Source organism: Flavobacterium sp. GW823-FHT04A11 (assembly GCF_058796535.1).
In genome coordinates, this window is record NZ_CM179503.1 from 2,568,014 (window position 1) to 2,587,553 (window position 19,540).

Genomic DNA, 19,540 nt, shown 5'->3' on the forward strand with positions numbered 1-19,540 from the left:
ATATTTACTACTCATGGATAATAAGATACACAAAATCAGCGTTGTTTTTTATTGTCCGAAGATATTTTTAGCCATGGAATTACATGTTACCAGCAGAATTTATACAATTTTTATTGCAGCCTTTCTATTTTTTTCATGCTCAAGCGATTTAGATTTTGATCAGGTTGAGGATTTAAAATTAGAACCTGTTGTGGTCGCTAATCTGGCCTATTTTAATCTTCCAGCCAATAAAATTATTGACAACGGAGAAGGGCAGGTCGCATTTGATGTAGATGGTTTTGATGCATTAAAAAATAAATTTTTTAATGAGCATCTAAAAAAGGCGGAATTTAATTTTGAAATAGAAAATACCATTAACAGGGCATTTTCTGTTGCCATATTATTGCTCAATGATAATGGCGACATTCTCGATACCAGTACTTTTCAAATTCCGGCCTATACAGGTGGTTCTAATATCATAAAATATCCAACGGAAGTATTTGAAAATCAAAGGCTGGAACTTTTAAAACAAGCCACTAAAATTGGTTTTATTGTCAGAATAGCGTCTGGTCCACCATTAAATGAAAATAGTCCGGGCAATTTGAAATTGCGTTCAAGTGCAACCGTTTATATGGAAATACAATGAGAAAAACTTACCTGATACTGCTGGTCGTTTTTCAGCTTTCTTGTTTTTCTCAAAACAAAGAAGTTCTGTATAATTTTACGGCAATTCCGCAATCGCTTCTGGTAAATCCCGGCGCTGATGTTTCGTATAAATATTATTTCGGAATTCCGTTATTATCAGGAGTTTCGGCAAATTTAGGCTCGAGCAGTTTTTCAGCTTATGATTTGTTTGCAGATAACGGAGTCGATTTTAATGATAAAGTCCGCAATATTATTAATAAATCATCCGGCAAAGATAAAACCCATGTAAACCAACAACTTGAATTATTCTCGGGAGGATTTAGAGTTGGCGGAAAAGACAGTAATTCTTATATTTCATTTGGAGCATATCAGGAGTTCGATTTTTTAATGTATGTGCCAAAAGATTTGGGTATTTTAGCATTAGACGGAAATCAGAATCATATTGGTAAAGCGTTCGATTTAGCTGATTTAAGTCTTCGAGCCGAAGTTCTTTCGGTATTCCATATAGGATTTCATAAAAAAATGAGCGAGAAATTGGTCTTGGGCGGTCGTGCCAAAATTTATTCTAGCGGTGCCAATGCTACATCGACTAAAAACTCAGGTCATATTTACACTGGTCAAAGCGTTGGATCACCAAATATTTATAATCAGGAAATCTCGTCTCATTTAGAGCTTAAAACTTCAGGAATTTCGACTTTTACAAAAGATGAATATGATGGAAATATTGCAAAAGACATCGCCAATAATACCTTTTTTAACGGAAGTTTAGGTTTGGGTTTAGATGCCGGATTGACGTATTATTTTAAAGATAATCTTCAATTTACGGCCAGCATTGTAGATTTTGGTTTTATAAATCAGACCAAAGACATCGAAACATTAACCTATATTGGACAATATAAATATGAAGGCGTAAACCCGAATTTCGATACTTCGGATGATCCGGAAAATGTTTTTGATGAATTTGAAGAAGCCATTCCGCGAGACACACTTTATAATAAATACACCACCTGGCGACCGGTAAAATTTTATTCTTCATTGCAATATTCCTTTGGAGAATCAAGATCTGATGATGACTGCAATTGCAAGGGATCTGTTAATCGAAGATACATGAATTCTGTTGGAGGTCAATTGTTTATAATGAGTATGCCAAGAGAACCTTTTGTAGCGTTGACGGCTTTTTATCAACGCAGTATTTTTGAAAAATTAGACGTCAAAGCCACTTATACTTTTGACGCTTATTCAAAAACAAACATCGGATTAGGACTTTCGGGAACAATTGGAAAATTCAATATTTATGCCCTCGTCGATAATGTTTTTGAATATAAAGATGTCTCGAAGGCCAACAGTATTGCTTTTCAATTCGGCTTCAATTTCATTTTTCAGGATCCTAAAGAGTAAATTTTTTGAACCATATAGATGTTAATTTTTTCACCATATAAGTTATATAAGTTCATATAATTGCTGTTAGTTTTACTAATACGACTGTCAGTTCGAGCGGAGTCGAGAACGCGCTTATGGTAAAAAATAGCCCACCAATTGGAATTTGGAATTTTAATTTTGGAACCTCATTATTTGTAAGTCCTTTCCTGTAAATATAAATTTATGAATAGGTTAGTATTCAAGTTTCCAATTTATTCACTATATTTGCACGCAATTCAACTAGAAATTGCAACATGATAGCACACAACTCCAAGATCATCGGCGAAGGTTTAACTTACGATGATGTATTATTAGTACCTAACTACTCGAATGTGCTTCCTCGCGAAGTGAGTATCAAATCAAAATTTTCAAGAAACATAACACTAAACGTTCCAATAGTATCAGCTGCTATGGATACCGTTACCGAAAGTGCAATGGCAATCGCTATGGCGCAAGAAGGCGGAATTGGTGTTTTACATAAAAATATGACCATCGAGCAACAAGCTGCGAAGGTTAGAAAAGTGAAGCGTGCAGAAGCAGGAATGATTATCGATCCGGTAACTTTACCAATGAACTCTACAATTGCAGACGCAAAAAACGCCATGAAAGAATTCGGAATTGGCGGAATTCCAATCGTTGACGAAAACAGAATCTTAAAAGGGATTGTTACAAATCGTGATTTACGTTTCGAAAAAAACGGAGCAAGACCAATCGCTGAAGTAATGACAAGTCAAAATCTTGTAACCGTTGCCGAAGGAACTTCACTGGAACAAGCCGAAGTAGTTTTACAAGGACACAAAATCGAAAAATTACCGGTTGTAAATGCAAATAACGAATTAGTTGGTTTAATTACTTTTAGAGATATTACCAAATTAACTCAAAAACCAATTGCTAACAAAGATGTTTTTGGTCGTTTAAGAGTTGCAGCTGCTATTGGAGTTACAGGCGATGCAGTGCAAAGAGCCGAAGCATTAGTTGCTGCCGGTGTAGACGCCATTATTATCGATACAGCACACGGACATACTGAAGGTGTGGTAAATACATTGAAACAAATAAAATCAAAATTCCCAAATATTGATGTAATCGTAGGAAACATCGCTACTCCGGAAGCTGCAAAATATTTAGTAGAAAATGGAGCAGATGGAGTAAAAGTAGGGATTGGACCAGGTTCTATCTGTACAACCCGTATTGTTGCAGGTGTTGGTTTCCCTCAATTTTCTGCAGTTTTGGAAGTTGCTGCAGCTATCAAAGGAACAGGAGTTCCGGTTATTGCTGATGGTGGAATTCGTTATACAGGAGATATTCCGAAAGCAATTGCTGCCGGTGCTGACTGTGTAATGTTAGGTTCATTATTAGCAGGAACAAAAGAATCTCCGGGAGAAACGATTATTTTTGAAGGAAGAAAATTCAAATCTTACCGCGGAATGGGTTCTGTTGAAGCAATGCAAACTGGTTCAAAAGACCGTTACTTCCAGGATGTTGAAGACGATGTTAAAAAATTAGTTCCGGAAGGAATTGTGGGTCGTGTTCCTTACAAAGGAGAATTAAACGAAAGTATGCTTCAGTTTATTGGAGGTCTTCGTGCCGGAATGGGATACTGTGGTTCAAAAGATATTCCAACTTTACAGGAATCCGGACGTTTTGTTAGAATTACGTCAAGTGGAATTACGGAAAGTCACCCGCACAACGTTACTATTACAAAAGAAGCGCCAAATTATTCAAGATAATTTTTAGCTTTCAATATAAAAACAAAGGCATAAGATTTAGTTTCTTATGCCTTTTTTGTTTTTACTCAATGATTGAAATCCCGTTGTTCAGTTCATCTATCAAACCTTGATTAGGTTCAATTGCTTCGGCCTGAGCGCCATATTGCATTTGTATAGAACCGCCTTTTCCGTTGTAGATAAAACCTTGATATTTGTAGAGAATGTCATTGTAATCTAACTCGCATTCAAAATAATTAACGGTTAAATCGTTTATTTTCTTTTTATAAATTTTTAGATTTTTAATCTTTCCAAATTCTTTGTATTCATCCTGAATGGTGCTTTTAAGATTTTTATCTGTAATAAAGTAATCATATTCAATAAAATAGGCATTTACTAAATTATACTTATCGTGAAATTGCACATCCCAATCAATAGAATCTGTACTTCTAATCCAGCGATCAGGATTGTATTTTATATTATAAACTTCTTTGCGACTAGTATAAGTCTCTAATTTTGAATTCTTTTTATTTTGTCCTATTGCAATAAAACCGGATATTAAAAATAGGAATAGTAGTTTTTTTGACATTTTATATTTAAAGTTTGGGTAATTATATAGAACGAAAGTAGCAAATAAATATTACTTGATGTAAAATATTTTGGAGATTTTGTTTCATGCAGATTTCACAAACTGAGCAATTTTAATTCTATGCAAATCAGCTTAAATCTGCGAAATCTGTATGAAACAAAAAATTTTGTAATTCTCAGCAGCTTTTTTCTTTAGAATAAAATAAAAAAAGCTAATACAATCTTATAAAATTGCATTAGCTTTTTCAGTGTAGAAATATATTTTTTATGGAGAAACCGCTTCTTCGCCAGTTCTTACTTTTTGATTGTCTAATATTTTTTGAATAAAAGGCTGTGTTTCTTTTTCTAAATCAGCTTCTGAAATGTCCAATGCTTTTGGATCATTAACCAATGCATACCAAGGTTTTGGATCGCCAAAAGGATAAGATCCAAAAACAATAACCGGAGTTCCTTTTACTTTTACATTTTCTTTATCTTTCAAAATCCATTCATCTGCCCATTTGTATAGGTATTTTGCATCTTTTTCAAGTAATCTCAAACAAGAATGCGAAGCCGGATATCCGGGTAATTCATACTCGTGAAAACCAACTCCAAGTTTATTTTCAATATTAAAATTCCATTTTAAGTCCCATTCGTCATTAAAAGTACTGGTTGTTTTTTCGGCTTTCCAGTTAGTAAAAAATAATCCGGTTGGTGTAGGATCTTTTTTTCTTCCCATATTTGTTGGACCTGTATAAACCAATTCGCCATTTTCGTATGCAGCGAATGTTTGCGTTGGATAAGAAAAAATCAACACTTTTGAAACATCTTCAAGGTTAGAAACATGAACTGGAAATGGAAGATAATAAGGTAGATCTCCAGTAAAATCGGAAGGAATAACAACAGAATCCATTTTAGCAAAATTTGCTTTATCTGTTCTGTTTAAGGCGTATACAATATCTAATTTAGTTGAATCGCTTTTATTAGCTTCAAGCCATTGTTTTGTTTTTTCAAAGTGAAAAGTAACAGATGAAGCTGGTTTTTTATATTCAATAGTTTTATGCGGTTTTGCTTTTTCAGTTGTAGTATCTCTGGTTGTTTTGCTTTCTTTACAAGAAATTAGCAGAGTCAAAATTAATAAAAGCAAAATATTTGATGTGTAATATAACTTTCTCATAATTGGGATTTTTTAGTTGAGTAAAGTTATTTTTTTTGCCTCATAAATAAATTACAGAATTTTTGCAATTGTTTATTGGATTAACATTTCGTAAAAAAAATATTCATATAAATTAATTTTAAAAGCTAATGTTAAAACTAAATTAATCCCTTTATTTTCGCATGCTGCAGCAACATAATCGTTTTAGCATCAGTAATCTCACCAGATTCAATCATGGCATACGCTTCATCAAAAGTATATTCCAGAACTTCAATATTTTCCTGTTCAGCATCAAGTCCGCCGCCGTCATTCACTTTCATTGTTTCATCATATTCTCCCACAAAAAGATATAAAATTTCCGTTACCGATCCCGGCGACATATAAGTTTCGATAACTTTTTGAACTTTGCTTAAGCGATAACCTGTTTCTTCTTCCGTTTCACGAATAACAGCTTCTTCAGGATTATCCTGATCCAGAAGTCCGGCGCAAACCTCGATCATCATTCCGTTTTTATTTCCGTTAAGATAAGTTGGTAAACGAAATTGTCGTGTTAGGATTACTGTTTTTTTATCTGAATTATACAATAAAATAGCCGCTCCGTTTCCCCGGTCATATACTTCACGAATATGAGATTCTACTTTGCCATCTTTCTTTTGGTAATCGAAAGTTACTTTATTTAATACATACCAATTGTCTGATAATAACTTAGTTTCAGTAACTTTAATTTCTGGATTTTTCATAATAGAAATGTTTTGTATAAAAAAACGCTCTGGTTATCAGAGCGTTTAGTATTTATTATTTTGTTATTGTTTGCTTTCTGTCTGGTCCAACAGATACAATCTTAATTGGCACGCCAACCTCTTCTTCAATAAACTCAATATATTCTTTTAGCTCAACTGGCAATTCTTCAAAAGTTGTCAATCCTGTTAAATCAGCCTTCCATCCTTTAAATTCTTTATAAACAGGAGTTACATTTTCAGGCTCGATGTTATAAGGAAAGTGAGAAATGATTTGTCCTTTATAATTATACTCTGTACACACTTTTAAAGTTTCGAATCCTGAAAGAACGTCGCCTTTCATCATCATTAATTGTGTTACACCGTTTACCTGAATAGCATATTTTAAAGCTACTAAATCTAACCATCCACAACGTCTTTGTCTTCCTGTAACAGAACCAAATTCGTTACCAACTCTTGCCATTGTTGCACCAACTTCGTCAAAAAGTTCAGTAGGGAATGGGCCGCTTCCAACGCGGGTAACATACGCTTTAAAAATTCCGTAAACCTCTTTAATTTTGTTAGGAGCAATTCCTAAACCTGTACAAGCTCCGGCAGCAGTAGTATTTGATGAAGTTACGAAAGGATAAGTTCCAAAGTCAACATCTAATAATGAACCCTGAGCTCCTTCGCATAAAATAGATTTACCTGCTTTTTGAGCCTGGTACATGTATTCTTCACTATCAATAAAATCTAATTTTTTTAATTCTTCGATAGCTTCAAAGAACTCTTTTTCAAGCTCTTCTAAGTTGTATTGAATCGCTACATCATAAAAAGCAATCATTGCCTCATGCTTGTCAGCCAAAGCTCTGTAACGCTCTTTAAAGTCTTCCAATTCGATATCTCCAACACGTAAACCATTTCTACCGGTTTTGTCCATATAAGTTGGACCAATTCCTTTTAATGTAGAACCAATTTTTGCTTTTCCTTTAGATGCCTCAGAAGCCGCATCTAATAAACGGTGCGTTGGTAAAATTAAATGTGCTTTTCTTGAAATGATTAATTTGCTTTTGATATCCAGGTTAAATCGCTCTAAACCTTCAATTTCTTTTTGAAAAACTACAGGATCAATTACAACCCCATTTCCGATGATATTTACTGAATTTTTATGAAAAATTCCAGAAGGAATGGTTCTTAAAACGTGCTTAATTCCGTCAAATTCTAATGTATGTCCTGCGTTTGGTCCTCCTTGAAAACGTGCAATAATATCATAGTTTGAGGTAAGAACGTCAACAATTTTTCCTTTACCTTCATCTCCCCATTGTAATCCTAGTAATAAATCTACGGTCATTCTGTTTTAATTTGCGTTGAGGCAATCTAACTTACCCCACTGATTAATGTAGTTAATTTTCTTTTTTTTATTTTTTAAAAATAATTCCTTTCTGGATTATTGTTTTTGTTTTTTGTTTCCGTAGAAATAAAGCGAATGATTCGTAATTTCGATATCAAATATTTCTTCGATTGTTTTTTTGATGGTTTGAATTCTTGGATCGCAAAATTCGATTACTTCGCCAGAATCAGTCATGATAATATGATCGTGCTGTTTGTCGAAATACGATTTTTCGTAGTAAGCCTGATTTTGCCCAAATTGATGTTTTCTAACCAATGCGCAGTCTAACAATAACTCGATCGTGTTGTAAAGCGTTGCTCTACTCACACGATAGTTTTTGTTTTTCATTTTGATATAAAGGTTTTCTATATCAAAATGCTCTTCGCTATCGTAAATTTCCTGAAGTATAGCATAGCGCTCAGGAGTTTTGCGATGCCCTTTTTGCTCAAGATACATTGTAAAAACATTTTTTACAATTTCTTGATTTTTAGTGTTGTCAGTTGAAATTAGTGTCATAATCTGGCAAAGATAATTTTTTATTTTAATGAATAAAAGTTTCAGCTTCAAAGTTTAACTTTCAATTCTCGATTTAGATCGCTTTAATGCTCTTATTTTGGGCTTTTTTCTTCCTGTTTCTTCAAAAAATCAAACAGGCTTAATTAACATATTTGTCTTGATTTGAAATAAAACTAACAATTCTTCTAAACGTTTTATTTTTATTTTCTTATTTTTCTTTCGACATAAACATGTACCAGTTCCATTCCCAGGTTTTTCCCTTATCATCAGACATTGCCTGACTCCAAACGGGATTATTTTCGTCTCTGGCGTCCCATCGAAATACCTGAATTACATTTTTTCCTTCAAAGATATCTTTCGAAAAAAAATGTCCTACTTGATTTTCAAAAGAGCCTACAACAGGTTTGTCTAAAGTTCCTGAATTGGAATCAGCCCAGTAAATGCTCCACAATTTTGTTTTTGGATTAAAAAGACGAACAGTCATTCCTTCAAAAGGTTCACCGTCAAAATTGGCAAGAAAATTATCAATATTACCAATTCCGTTCAGGATTTTATACATTTCCTGAGTAGATGGAAACTCAATCCATTCTGTACAATTGGCAAATCTTTTCTTTAGTTTTTTATTTTTGATAACAGATTTTCCCTGAAAAAAATCGAAATCATCTTTTGAAGAAGATTCAGAAGCAACAATTAAAAGTTCGCCATTTTCATCAAAATGTATTTCCGGAATTTTTATTTCTGGGGAATCAATTTTCATAATTGCACTTTTTTAAAAAATTAAGTTCTGTATTCACGCGTCACTTTATCAACACCATCTACTTTTTTAATAGCGTTGATCATTTTTTTCAAAATTGTATTGTTTTTCACAATTACCGCAATCTGACCATGAAAAATTCCGGCATCGGTACTCAAAGAAATGCTTTGAATATTTACGCTCATATTATTCGAAATCACCTTCGTCAACTGATTGGTAAGTCCTAAAACATCCATTCCTGTAATGTTGATAATGGCTTTAAATTCTTCTTGTGAAGAGTCAATCCATTTGGCGCTCATAATACGATACGCGTAATTAGATTGCATTCCAATTGCGTTCGGACAGTCTTTTTTATGAACTTTAATTCCTTCGTTTATAGTCACAAATCCAAAAACATCATCACCCGGAATTGGGTTACAACATTGCGAAAGTTTATAATCGAGTTTATCATGTTCAGTTCCAAAAACCAGCATATCATAATTACTGCTAATGACAGGTTTATGAATATCCTCGGCAGCAGTAATGTCTTTATTTCTTTTGATTTTATTTTTAAAGAAATTGATAAATGTATTTCCTTTTTGCGCCGCATAATCTTTTAATTGCTGATTTTCGATTGCACCAATTCCAACTCTGTAAAATAAATCCAGACTTGTTTTTAGTTTGAAAAAATTCACCAATTCATTGATAACCTGTTCGCTGATGGTTATTTTTAAATGCTTAAGTTTTCGCGTAAGCAATTCTTTTCCTTCTTCGGCAATTTTTTTGGTATTCTCGTTAAGAACGTTTTTAATTTTATTTTTCGCTCTTGAAGTGGTAACATATTCAAGCCAGTTCACCGTTGGTTTTTGATTGGCAGACGTAATTACTTCAACCTGATCACCACTTTTAAGTTCGTGATTTAGCGGAACCAAACGTCCGTTTACACGTGTTCCTCTGGTTTTTATTCCAATTTCAGAGTGAATGCTAAAGGCAAAATCCAGTGAAGTGGCACCTTTTGGCAACGATTTGATTTCTCCTTTCGGAGTAAAAACGAAGATTTCTTTTGAATATAAATTCATTTTAAAATCTTCCACAAAATCAACCGCATTAGTTTCCTGGTTTTCCAAAGCTTCACGAAGTAAATTCAGCCAAACATCCAAGCCGCTTTCTTCGGTTGCGCCGTTTTTATATTTGTAATGTGCAGCGTAACCTTTTTCAGCAATTTCATCCATACGTTCACTTCGAACCTGCACTTCAACCCATCGGCCTTTTGGTCCCATAACGGTAATGTGCAAAGCTTCATATCCGGTAGATTTCGGAGATGAAATCCAGTCACGCAAACGACTCGGACTCGGTCTGTAATGATCTGTTACGATTGAATAAATTTTCCAGGCAATAAATTTTTCATCATGCGGATCTGCTTTATAGACAATTCTAAGAGCGAATTTGTCATAAACTTCATCAAAACTCACATTTTGCGCACGCATTTTTCGACGAATCGAATAAATAGATTTCGGGCGCCCTTTTATGATATAATCGATTTCTTCCTTATCCAGAGATTTCTTTAAAACATCCGAAATGTCTTTAATATAAGCGTCCTGTTCTTCTTTTGTCTCTCTGATTTTGCTAACAATATCTTCATAAACAGCGGGTTCGGTATATTTTAAACCAAGATCTTCGAGTTTTGTTTTAATATTATAAAGTCCCAAACGATGGGCGAGAGGCGCATAAATGTATAAAGTTTCTGAGGCAATTTTGGTCTGTTTGTATTCTGCCATCGAATCCATAGTTTGCATATTATGCAAACGATCGGCTAGTTTGATTAAAATAACACGAACATCATCGTTCAGAGTCAGAATCATTTTTCTGAAATTTTCCGCCTGCATCGAAGCGTTCAAATCTTTTTGAACCATCGAAATCTTAGTCAGGCCTTCAACTAATTGTGCTACTTTTGGATTGAATAAACGTTCGATATCTTCAACCGTAATCGGGGTATCTTCGACAACATCGTGCAATAAAGCCGCGGCAATAGAGGTCGCTCCCAGACCAATTTCTGAGGCAACAATTTTTGCAACTGCAATAGGATGAAAGATATACGCTTCTCCAGATTTGCGTCGTTGCTCTTTATGGGCATCAACCGCTACATCAAAAGCTTTTCGAATCAGTTTTTTGTCAGTCGGGCTTAAAGTTTGGTAGCTAATTCGAAGTAATTCTTTGTATTCCTGCGCAATTGCTTTATTTTCTTTTTCAATATCTATTTCTATCATAACGGCATAGTTCAAGTACTAAAAATAAGAATAAGTTCCAACATACACAAGGTTTTGGATTGTTGATTTTAGAGTTTAGATTTTAGATTTTTGAAGGTAGATTTGATATCAGGAGATTAATCGAAACCGAGATTATTTTGTTTTCAGAAGGACTTCGACTACGCTCAGTCTGACATGTAGCGGAAGATTAAAAATCAAATTCGAAGAATTGATTTTTAATCTAAAATCTAAAATCAGAACCCTCTCTGTCTTTTCGCCTCAAAAATTAAAATCGCAGCAGCAACAGAAACATTCATACTGTCAATTTCTCCCTGCATCGGAATTATAATATTTTGAGTTGCAGCATCGCGCCATTCCTGAGTTAAGCCGGTTGCTTCTGTCCCAACAACCAAAGCGGTTGGAGTGGTAAAATTTTGAGTGTGATAAGAAGTTGAATTTTGTAAAGTCGCGCAGTAAAAATCAATCTTTTTTTCTTTCAAAAAAGCAATGATTTCGGCTGTAGTCCCCGTTGCAATTTGATTGGTAAATAAACAGCCAACACTTGAACGGACAATATTTGGATTGTATAAATCACTTTTTGGATTGGCAATTAAAACCGCGTCCAGATTTGCGGCATCGGCCGTACGTAAAATGGCACCAATATTTCCCGGTTTTTCCGGTGCTTCGGCTACTAAAATCAACGGATTTGCTGATAATTTTAAATCCGATAATTGAAGCGATTTTGTTTTGGCTATAGCCAAAATTCCTTCGGTAGTATCGCGATAAGCCAGTTTTTGATAGACTTCTTTATTAATTTCTATCATTTGAACTGGTGCATTTACCAATTTGTTGATTTCATTTTCTGAAACTAATTCCGGTAAAAATAAAACGGTTTCTATTTCGTAACCGCCTTTTATGGCTAATGAAATTTCGCGTAATCCTTCAATCAAAAATGTTCCGGTTTGTTTACGGGCTTTTGCTTTTTCCTGCAATAAAACAAGAGATTTTATAAACGGATTTTGAATTGAAGTAATTTGTTTCATTTTTTTTAAGGCTCAAAGTTGCAAAGGGGCAAAGGTACTGAGGTTTTTTTCTTCCTGCAAGGTTTTCAAAATCTTGTAGATTTGCAACATGGTGAAACAAAAAAAGTTTGCCACGAATTCACGAATTTTTACTTTAAAGCTAAATAATAATCTTCAAAACATTAATGAAATTATTAATTCATGTTTTTATCATAGCTATAAATTAACAAAATTTGATATTACAGAATATTTCCTGCTATCATTTATTTCATTTAATCAAAAGAATTTACTTTAAAAATTAATTGAAGTTTTATCGAATCTTTTTTTGAATTTGGATATTTTTCACTGTTAATTCTTTTTTCAAACTCTTTCATAATTTCCAGATCCAAATCTTTAACTGCAAATAAAATATCATTATTTTTTTCATTCAACTCAAATTGAACCATGATTTTGCCGGGTTTCAATGAGTTTTCGAATAGCTCTTCAAATATTAGATTTGTTTTGTCTATAATTAAGTTAATGTCGTCAACTGAACTATTTTTATTTATTTCTTCGTCAGAACTTAATAGTACAACTTGCTCAAGTTTTGTTTCCTGAATTCCTTTAGAAACTGACTCAGTTTTTTCTACTTTGTTATTATGGCCTTTTGGAGCTTCGTCGAGCCAGAGTAGTTTTAAATTCTTTTTTAATAAATTTAAAATATAATTATGATCTTTGGTTTCAATAATTAATAAAGGTTCATCGATATCAAATGAAATTACAGACCAATAATATTTTAATTCGTCTTCATTTGCCTTTCTGATTTTATAATCCTGAGCAACTTCATTTTTAAATTCATCCCATATTATTTTAGAATCATTAATATCGTGACTCATTTTTCCATCCAGTATCAAATCGTCAACGTGAAATTCTACTTTTCCTGGTTGTGTTTTTTGTATTTGTTCATTGTTTTTATATCTCTTCCATAGTTCTGGTCCTATAATTAGATTATTTTGAACTATTGCATAATCATTTTTATCAGACAAGTTATCGCTTATTAATTTTTTAGCTTTTTCAAGAACTTTTGGGCTACAGTAATTGTAAACAACTCCTTTAGGAATTATTATAGTTTCGGTTTTTTGAGCAAAAGACCAAAAACTTACCAAAATCAGAGTAGATAAAATTACTTTTTTCATTTTTAAATTTTAAGATCAACAATCATTTCACATTTCATAACCCTTTACAAAATCCCTCGCGCCTTAATTTCCAAATACTTATTTATAGCATCTAAAGTCAGATTTTCCGGCTGTGTTAATACCGAATGAATTCCGTATTTCTTGAGTTCATTTGCGATTAAGCGTTTTTCGAACATGAATTTTTCGGCAATTACTTTGTCGTAAACTTCTTGAATTGTATCAGTTTTTTTGTTGATGATTTCGTTCAGTTCTGTATTGCTAAAGAAAACGACAACCAATAAATGACTTTTTGCAATTCCTTTTAAATATGGCATTTGACGATTTAAACCGTCCATGGTTTCAAAATTGGTATACAAAATAATCAAACTTCTCTGGTTGATATTTTTTTTGATATCAACATATAAACGACTGTAATCACTTTCGAAAAAATCTGTTTTGATGTTGTATAAAGTCTCGAGGATTTTTTGCATTTGCGAACCTCTTTTTTCGGCAAAAACTCTGTTTTCTACTTTTTTTGAGAAAGCAAAAATTCCGGCTTTATCCTGTTTTTTCAGAATTACATTTGCCAGAACTAGAGTAGAATTTATCGCATAATCCAGCAAACTCAAACCATTAAAAGGCATTTGCATCACGCGTCCTTTATCAATTGCCAGATAAACCGATTGTGATTTTTCGTCCTGAAACTGGTTCACCATCAAAGCGTTTTTCTTTGCTGTGGCTTTCCAGTTTAAGGTTCGAAGATCGTCGCCCTGAACATATTCTTTGATTTGTTCAAATTCCATGGTGTGACCAATTCGGCGAATTTTTTTGATTCCGTATTGGTATAAATTATTCGAAAAAGCCAGTAAATCATATTTTCTCAACTGAATATAAGAAGGATACGTGGGCACCATTTTATCTTTATCGAAAGTAAATCTTCTCGAAATCAGTTTTAAAGGAGAAGAAACATAAATATTTAAATTTCCAAAGTAATATTCTCCACGTTCTGTCGGGCGCAAATCATATCCAATTTTATCCTGGCCGGAAGCTTTTATATTTCTAATAATTTTAAAATCCCGCACCTGAAACTGAAACGGAATTTCATCAATAATTTTTATCGAAATTGGAAATGTATAATGATTTTTGACTAAAACGGTGACAGGATTTAAATCTCCGTTAGACAATTTTTCAGGCGTTTCTCTTGAAGCTTCAATTCCGGTTTTGGCTGCATATAAAATTAGTATATCAAGACCCAAAAACGTAATTAATACTAAAATAATAAACCAGACTCCGTTATATAAATTCGGAAAAATAAAAGCGCAAACAAATAATCCTATTATGCCCAAAAGCACAAAGAAAAAGAAGTTATTGAGATATAGACTTTTTATGAATTTCAATTTAAAAGAGTTTAAAGTTTATTTTTTGTGTTGCTAGATTTTAGTAAAACTATCATAATCAAAACCATCAAGAACCGCTATTTTCCAGATTCCATTTTCTTTAACCGCAGTTACTTTATATTTAGGCGTTTCTTTCCATTCTGTCCATGTCCAGTAAAAATTAGCTTTATTATTTTGGATTTTCAAATTGTTTACTTTCATGGTTTTCCAAAATTTCTCCGGACTATCCTGACATTCACACCACGGATCGCTGTCATTTCCGTACGGAGGAAGTTCACCAACAAAATATTCTGCCTTGTTGGTTTTGAGATTATCGCCAATTTTCAATCCAATTTTATTGTAATTATCAATAAATTGCTGTGCAAAAAAGTTAGACTTTTTAAGTTCTTCTACTATTTTGTTGTGTGTTTTTACATTTAATGCCACGTATTTATCGCCTTTTTTGTTGGCAACAACATCAAAATCAGTTTGCGTTTTTTTAGTCTCAATCCATTCATAAACTTTTCTGATTAAGGTTTGTATCTGCTCTTGATCGGTCGCAAAGCAAACAGCTTTATTGGTGTTTTCAACCCTATTCAAAGGCTTAAAACCCGCAAGTAAAATCCAAATTAAGGATATAGAAAATAGTTTATAAAATTTCATTTAGAAAAGATTAATTTGAGAACTGAAAACTGCGACTGAAAACTGAAAACTACCTAGGAATTTCTACTGTTTCAATAATCTGTTTGATAATTTCAGCGCTTGTAATTCCTTCCATTTCACGTTCCGGAGCGACAATAACACGGTGTTGTAAAACCGGTACAGCAGCTTCTTTAATATCTTCGGGAGTTACAAAATCACGACCGCGAATGGCTGCAAAACCTTTTGCGGCATTCAAAATAGCAATCGATGCACGAGGCGAAGCTCCAAGATATAAAAATGCATTTTCTCGTGTGTTCACCACAATTCTGGCAATATATTCTAATAAATTCTGTTCAACTCTTATTTGTTTGATAAGCGCCTGATATCCTTTTATTTCTTCTGCAGAAAGAATCGTTTTTATGGCTTCTAATTTTCCATGATTCTGCAATAAATGCTCTCTTTGAATAATCAGGATTTCTTCGTCTAATTTTGGATAATCAATCGAAATTTTGAATAAAAAACGGTCTAATTGTGCTTCCGGCAAACGGTAAGTTCCTTCCTGTTCAATTGGATTTTGGGTTGCAATTACTAAAAACGGAGTTTCAAGCTGATAAGCAGAACCGTCAATTGTAATCTGACGCTCTTCCATAACTTCAAAAAGTGCGGCTTGTGTTTTGGCAGGCGCACGATTAATCTCATCAATTAAAATTAAATTAGAGAAAATCGGACCTTGTTTAAATTCAAATTCTGAGCTTTTCAAGTTGAAAATCGACGTTCCCAAAATATCCGAAGGCATTAAATCCGGTGTAAACTGAATTCGGCTAAAGCCAATATTCAACGTTTTTGATAATAATTTTGCGGTAATTGTTTTTGCAACTCCCGGAACACCTTCAAGCAAAACGTGTCCGTTTGATAAAATAGCAACCAAAAGCTGGTCGATCATTTTATGCTGCCCCACAATAACCGTTTCAAGTTCTTTTTTGATGCTGTTAACATGCTCTAAAAGTGGAGCAAGATTTATTCTGGTTTCAAAATTCACGTTTTCGTTCGTGATTTCTGTTTCTGGTGTATTAAAATCGTCCATGTTTTGGTCTGTTTTCTTTTGTATTTGGTTATAATTTTCTTTTATCATTTCCATCCCTATGATAAAAGCTATTTTTTTTCAGGAGCTAATCCCGCTATCCGTTCCAATCTTGTGTGTCGAACCCCGCCACAAAAGGATTTCCACTTCTATCGGGGCTAGGGCAATCATTTTCATAAGAATATTTTCGTCTAAAATAAAACATCATGATTGCTGCATTTAATGCAAAATTTTCTCGATTGCATTATTAATTCTGATTAAATCTTCTTCGAGACTTCCGTGATAACTTTTTCGGTGTTCGTTGATTAAAAACACCAATTCGCGAATGTCATTTTCTTCTTTTCCTGATTTGTGATGTAATTTTTTAATGAAATCATCGTCCAGTTTTGTTGTATCGAGTAAATATTCATTTCGAATTTTTTCCAGAAAATAAATGATTTTTTTATCGATAATATTATCGTGATCGCCTTCCTGATAATATAAATTCCCGATTGTTTTTGTAAAATCAAGCGTTAAATTCGGCAGCGGTTTTAATATCGGAACAATTCTTTGTTTTCGTTTGGCATTAAAAATAATAAAAATCAAAATTCCGATTAAAAATAAATACCACGCCCATTTTAGCGCAGGCTGACTCATGATATAACGCAAAGGCGAATCTGAAATCGATTCACTGTTTTGTCCTTTTGTGTACCAATAAATATTTCCTTTTGGAAAATACGAAAGTACACTTTCCGCATATTTATACTGGTCTTTTTTTAATAAATGATAATTGGTAAAAGCCACAGGTTGTGTGTGCAAATAAAAATATCCGTTGATATAAGGTACTTTAATAAAATCAATTTGTTTTTGTTTTTGATTTCCCTGATATCCTAAAACAGTTGTGTTTAAAGTGTCAATTTTCGAAAAATAATAATTTCCCATTTGTTCGCTTATGGAATATTTTTTCGGATCCAGTTTTTTATTTGCCAGCCAGACAGAATTTGTTTTTTCACTTGGAAAACTGGTTTTGATTTCAATTTTTAAACTGTCTAATAAAGATTGAGGAAAAGTTTTCATGCTTAAAAAAGCGCTATTTCCGTGAGAAACAAAATAAAAAAGCTCTGAAATGGACTGATCATCAATTTCACCAAACTCAGAAATACTTAAAAAAGTACCTTTTATTTTGTATTTCCCTGCTACTGTATCCGGAACATATTTTGAATCTAAAAATTCATAAGGTGTTACGGCAGATACTCTTTCTATTTTTTGATTTTTTAGAAGCCCGTTGATCTCTTTGTCAAAAACATACAATCCAAACGGGATTTTGTCATTGACAGAATATGTTGGACGCCAATCAATTGGTTTTGACTGGTTGCGGTCTGCTATTAAAATTACGACGAAAACTAAAATCAGAATAGCAATATAAATTTTGATGGATTTACTCATTGCTAAATGTTTTTAAGGATTTCTTAAATCGGTTTTCGGCTTTAATAAAAGTGCTGTCGTCTATTTCAAATTCGCCGTACCAAATATGATTGTACAAGTATGATAAATACGTAAATTCTTCTCTGTGAGCCGGTCTTTGAAGTTCGTATAAATAATCAGAATTGGTTTTTTCAATATCCCATTCTATATAATGGTTCTGCGCCATTACTTTCAATAACCAAAGATAATAATACCTGACGGCGATTCTTTTTTCGCCGGATGCAATACTTTCTTTAATGAGTTTTTCAAAATCTAAAAGATGAATATTTTTTTCAATATCAGAATAATAGATGGTTTTTTTGTGCGCATTTTTTCCGAAAATCCATTGTCCTTCTTTGGCAATTATTGCTCTTACAATTAAATAAATCACAAAAATAATAATCAGAGCAGCGATTACTTTCAGGAAAATGACAACGATATTAAGTGATGTTTCCGGATCTTTAAAAGTGAAAATACTTCTAAAAATACTGGCGAGCCATTCTTTAAAATTATCCCAGGCAGTTTTTTCCGGTGCTTTGACTTCGTAAACAAAATCAGAATCTTTGTATTTGTTTTTGAAATCTTTTTTGAATTTTTTGGCTTCAATACTATTTGAATCGACCTGAATATCTTTTTCGCTATATTTTACAGATTCAACTTTTGGCGGTTCAACAGTAGCCGAAGAATCCTGTGCAATTGAAATACTGCAATAAAAAAGAAAAGTTAAAATGAAGAAAATTTTATTCATTACTGGTTCCTGATTAATTCAATTGGGCAGATAACTGTGTTTTTTTTTGTACAATAAAAGGATAAACCAGATAATAATAAGAGATTATACCAAGCGTTGCCAAAATGATTAAACTGCTTAACCAATTGGGCATATCGATGGAATATCGGGTAATAAAACCTTCAAGAAACCCGGCACTAATCGTGAATGGAAATGTGCTGAGGAATATTTTGAAACTATTTTTAAATCCTATTTTAAAAGAATTAATTCTCGAAAAAGTTTTTGGAAACAAAATGGAAGCGCCTAAAATAAATCCAGCAGCCGTTTCAATTACAATAGCAAAAATTTCCATCGAACCGTGAATCCAGATTCCGCGAACACTTTTCCAAAAGACATTCTGCTCATAAAAAAAGTACTGAAACGCACCCAGCATAATACAGTTTTGGAGCGAGATATAAAAAGTTCCAAGTCCGCCAAAAATACCATAAATGTAACATCTGGCGCCTACATAAAGGTTGTTCATGGTAATGCCAACAAAACTTCCCCAATTACTTCCGGAGCCATAAACCGCCATTGGATCACCTTTTTTAATGTTTTCCAAAGTCATATTTACATAACCGTCGCCTAAAATTAAGCGAACAAAATTTTGATCATATCGCGCTGAAATCACACCAATACCAACAGTTATAAAGAATAAAACAAAAGCGTACATTAAATATCTTCTGTAATCATACACCAAAAGTGGAACCTCGGTTTTAAAAAACTCTATAAATCTGTTTTTTTCCGCTCGTTTTGTTTTATAAATTTTTTGGTAAATCTGTGAGGCAAGATGATTTAAGTAAATTACTGTTTTACTTTTTGGATAATAAGTTTGGGCATACGACAAGTCATTCATCATTTGAATGTACAAATTAGCTAACTCGTCAGGATTTTTTTTAGCTTTACCAAAAATAGCTAGCTCAAATTCCAGCCATTTTTCTTTATTTTGTTTTATGAAGGCAACTTCTCTCATTGTAGGCTAAAAT

At 33.2% G+C, this 19,540-nt stretch carries 18 protein-coding genes; 3 read left to right on the forward strand and 15 right to left on the reverse strand.

Features of this window, described 5'->3' with window-relative positions; all coding sequences use genetic code 11:
- Positions 1 to 13: 13 nt before the first annotated feature.
- The 3 genes from AC3QL1_RS10995 to guaB all read left to right on the forward strand — a co-directional run bounded on the left by AC3QL1_RS10995 (position 14) and on the right by guaB (position 3,770).
- Positions 14 to 625 (forward strand): hypothetical protein, encoded by a 612-nt coding sequence (locus AC3QL1_RS10995; RefSeq protein WP_492491305.1) that lies wholly within the window; start codon positions 14 to 16, stop codon positions 623 to 625.
- On the forward strand, positions 622 to 2,022 hold the full coding sequence (locus AC3QL1_RS11000) for a DUF5723 family protein (RefSeq protein ID WP_492491306.1): 1,401 nt from the start codon (positions 622 to 624) through the stop codon (positions 2,020 to 2,022). The genes AC3QL1_RS10995 and AC3QL1_RS11000 overlap by 4 nt, the downstream gene beginning before the upstream one ends.
- A gap of 275 nt (positions 2,023 to 2,297) precedes the next feature.
- Positions 2,298 to 3,770 (forward strand): IMP dehydrogenase, encoded by a 1,473-nt coding sequence (guaB, locus tag AC3QL1_RS11005; protein WP_492491308.1) that lies wholly within the window; start codon positions 2,298 to 2,300, stop codon positions 3,768 to 3,770.
- Positions 3,771 to 3,831: 61 nt separating this feature from the next.
- On the opposite strand, the gene AC3QL1_RS11010 is transcribed toward guaB, so the two are convergent.
- The 15 genes from AC3QL1_RS11010 to AC3QL1_RS11080 all read right to left on the reverse strand — a co-directional run bounded on the left by AC3QL1_RS11010 (position 3,832) and on the right by AC3QL1_RS11080 (position 19,527).
- Complete coding sequence (locus AC3QL1_RS11010) at positions 3,832 to 4,335, reverse strand: hypothetical protein (protein WP_492491309.1); 504 nt, start codon at positions 4,333 to 4,335, stop codon at positions 3,832 to 3,834.
- A 264-nt stretch (positions 4,336 to 4,599) separates the two neighbouring features.
- On the reverse strand, positions 4,600 to 5,490 hold the full coding sequence (locus AC3QL1_RS11015) for a L,D-transpeptidase (RefSeq protein ID WP_492491310.1): 891 nt from the start codon (positions 5,488 to 5,490) through the stop codon (positions 4,600 to 4,602).
- 137 nt (positions 5,491 to 5,627) lie between these two features.
- Positions 5,628 to 6,209 (reverse strand): GDP-mannose pyrophosphatase NudK, encoded by a 582-nt coding sequence (nudK, locus tag AC3QL1_RS11020; RefSeq protein WP_492491312.1) that lies wholly within the window; start codon positions 6,207 to 6,209, stop codon positions 5,628 to 5,630.
- A 55-nt stretch (positions 6,210 to 6,264) separates the two neighbouring features.
- Positions 6,265 to 7,536, reverse strand: a complete 1,272-nt coding sequence (locus tag AC3QL1_RS11025; RefSeq protein ID WP_492491314.1) for an adenylosuccinate synthase — start codon at positions 7,534 to 7,536, stop codon at positions 6,265 to 6,267.
- Positions 7,537 to 7,632: 96 nt separating this feature from the next.
- Entirely contained in the window at positions 7,633 to 8,091 is a 459-nt protein-coding gene (locus AC3QL1_RS11030) for a Fur family transcriptional regulator (protein WP_026981862.1), read from the reverse strand.
- A gap of 208 nt (positions 8,092 to 8,299) precedes the next feature.
- Positions 8,300 to 8,848 carry a hypothetical protein gene (locus AC3QL1_RS11035; protein WP_492491315.1) on the reverse strand — a complete coding sequence of 183 codons (549 nt, stop codon included), beginning with the start codon at positions 8,846 to 8,848 and terminating at the stop codon, positions 8,300 to 8,302.
- 20 nt (positions 8,849 to 8,868) lie between these two features.
- Positions 8,869 to 11,091 carry a RelA/SpoT family protein gene (locus AC3QL1_RS11040; RefSeq protein WP_492491316.1) on the reverse strand — a complete coding sequence of 741 codons (2,223 nt, stop codon included), beginning with the start codon at positions 11,089 to 11,091 and terminating at the stop codon, positions 8,869 to 8,871.
- 233 nt (positions 11,092 to 11,324) lie between these two features.
- Positions 11,325 to 12,113 carry a TrmH family RNA methyltransferase gene (locus AC3QL1_RS11045; protein WP_492491318.1) on the reverse strand — a complete coding sequence of 263 codons (789 nt, stop codon included), beginning with the start codon at positions 12,111 to 12,113 and terminating at the stop codon, positions 11,325 to 11,327.
- Between the two features lie 251 nt (positions 12,114 to 12,364).
- On the reverse strand, positions 12,365 to 13,267 hold the full coding sequence (locus AC3QL1_RS11050; RefSeq protein ID WP_492491320.1) for a hypothetical protein: 903 nt from the start codon (positions 13,265 to 13,267) through the stop codon (positions 12,365 to 12,367).
- 44 nt (positions 13,268 to 13,311) lie between these two features.
- On the reverse strand, positions 13,312 to 14,643 hold the full coding sequence (locus AC3QL1_RS11055) for a DUF58 domain-containing protein (protein ID WP_492491321.1): 1,332 nt from the start codon (positions 14,641 to 14,643) through the stop codon (positions 13,312 to 13,314).
- Positions 14,644 to 14,676: 33 nt separating this feature from the next.
- Positions 14,677 to 15,285 carry a hypothetical protein gene (locus AC3QL1_RS11060; RefSeq protein WP_492491323.1) on the reverse strand — a complete coding sequence of 203 codons (609 nt, stop codon included), beginning with the start codon at positions 15,283 to 15,285 and terminating at the stop codon, positions 14,677 to 14,679.
- A 49-nt stretch (positions 15,286 to 15,334) separates the two neighbouring features.
- Positions 15,335 to 16,348, reverse strand: coding sequence for an AAA family ATPase (locus AC3QL1_RS11065; RefSeq protein WP_492497565.1), 1,014 nt, complete (start codon positions 16,346 to 16,348; stop codon positions 15,335 to 15,337).
- 216 nt (positions 16,349 to 16,564) lie between these two features.
- Complete coding sequence (locus AC3QL1_RS11070) at positions 16,565 to 17,770, reverse strand: DUF4350 domain-containing protein (protein WP_492491324.1); 1,206 nt, start codon at positions 17,768 to 17,770, stop codon at positions 16,565 to 16,567.
- Positions 17,763 to 18,536: a DUF4129 domain-containing protein gene (locus AC3QL1_RS11075; RefSeq protein ID WP_492491326.1), complete on the reverse strand. Its 774-nt coding sequence runs from the start codon at positions 18,534 to 18,536 to the stop codon at positions 17,763 to 17,765. The genes AC3QL1_RS11070 and AC3QL1_RS11075 overlap by 8 nt, the downstream gene beginning before the upstream one ends.
- Positions 18,537 to 18,549: 13 nt before the next feature.
- On the reverse strand, positions 18,550 to 19,527 hold the full coding sequence (locus AC3QL1_RS11080; protein WP_492491327.1) for a stage II sporulation protein M: 978 nt from the start codon (positions 19,525 to 19,527) through the stop codon (positions 18,550 to 18,552).
- Positions 19,528 to 19,540: the final 13 nt, after the last annotated feature.

Bases quoted from the DNA above. Each gene is read 5' to 3' on its own strand.
- AC3QL1_RS11080 (WP_492491327.1), bottom strand. From the start codon at position 19,527: ATGAGAGAAGTTGCCTTCATAAAACAAAATAAAGAAAAATGGCTGGAA.
- AC3QL1_RS11025 (WP_492491314.1), bottom strand. From the start codon at position 7,536: ATGACCGTAGATTTATTACTAGGATTACAATGGGGAGATGAAGGTAAA.
- nudK (WP_492491312.1), bottom strand. From the start codon at position 6,209: ATGAAAAATCCAGAAATTAAAGTTACTGAAACTAAGTTATTATCAGAC.
- AC3QL1_RS11030 (WP_026981862.1), bottom strand. From the start codon at position 8,091: ATGACACTAATTTCAACTGACAACACTAAAAATCAAGAAATTGTAAAA.
- guaB (WP_492491308.1), top strand. From the start codon at position 2,298: ATGATAGCACACAACTCCAAGATCATCGGCGAAGGTTTAACTTACGAT.
- AC3QL1_RS11015 (WP_492491310.1), bottom strand. From the start codon at position 5,490: ATGAGAAAGTTATATTACACATCAAATATTTTGCTTTTATTAATTTTG.
- AC3QL1_RS11010 (WP_492491309.1), bottom strand. From the start codon at position 4,335: ATGTCAAAAAAACTACTATTCCTATTTTTAATATCCGGTTTTATTGCA.
- AC3QL1_RS11050 (WP_492491320.1), bottom strand. From the start codon at position 13,267: ATGAAAAAAGTAATTTTATCTACTCTGATTTTGGTAAGTTTTTGGTCT.
- AC3QL1_RS11040 (WP_492491316.1), bottom strand. From the start codon at position 11,091: ATGATAGAAATAGATATTGAAAAAGAAAATAAAGCAATTGCGCAGGAA.
- AC3QL1_RS11035 (WP_492491315.1), bottom strand. From the start codon at position 8,848: ATGAAAATTGATTCCCCAGAAATAAAAATTCCGGAAATACATTTTGAT.
- AC3QL1_RS11070 (WP_492491324.1), bottom strand. From the start codon at position 17,770: ATGAGTAAATCCATCAAAATTTATATTGCTATTCTGATTTTAGTTTTC.
- AC3QL1_RS11065 (WP_492497565.1), bottom strand. From the start codon at position 16,348: ATGGACGATTTTAATACACCAGAAACAGAAATCACGAACGAAAACGTG.
- AC3QL1_RS10995 (WP_492491305.1), top strand. From the start codon at position 14: ATGGATAATAAGATACACAAAATCAGCGTTGTTTTTTATTGTCCGAAG.
- AC3QL1_RS11060 (WP_492491323.1), bottom strand. From the start codon at position 15,285: ATGAAATTTTATAAACTATTTTCTATATCCTTAATTTGGATTTTACTT.
- AC3QL1_RS11000 (WP_492491306.1), top strand. From the start codon at position 622: ATGAGAAAAACTTACCTGATACTGCTGGTCGTTTTTCAGCTTTCTTGT.
- AC3QL1_RS11075 (WP_492491326.1), bottom strand. From the start codon at position 18,536: ATGAATAAAATTTTCTTCATTTTAACTTTTCTTTTTTATTGCAGTATT.
- AC3QL1_RS11045 (WP_492491318.1), bottom strand. From the start codon at position 12,113: ATGAAACAAATTACTTCAATTCAAAATCCGTTTATAAAATCTCTTGTT.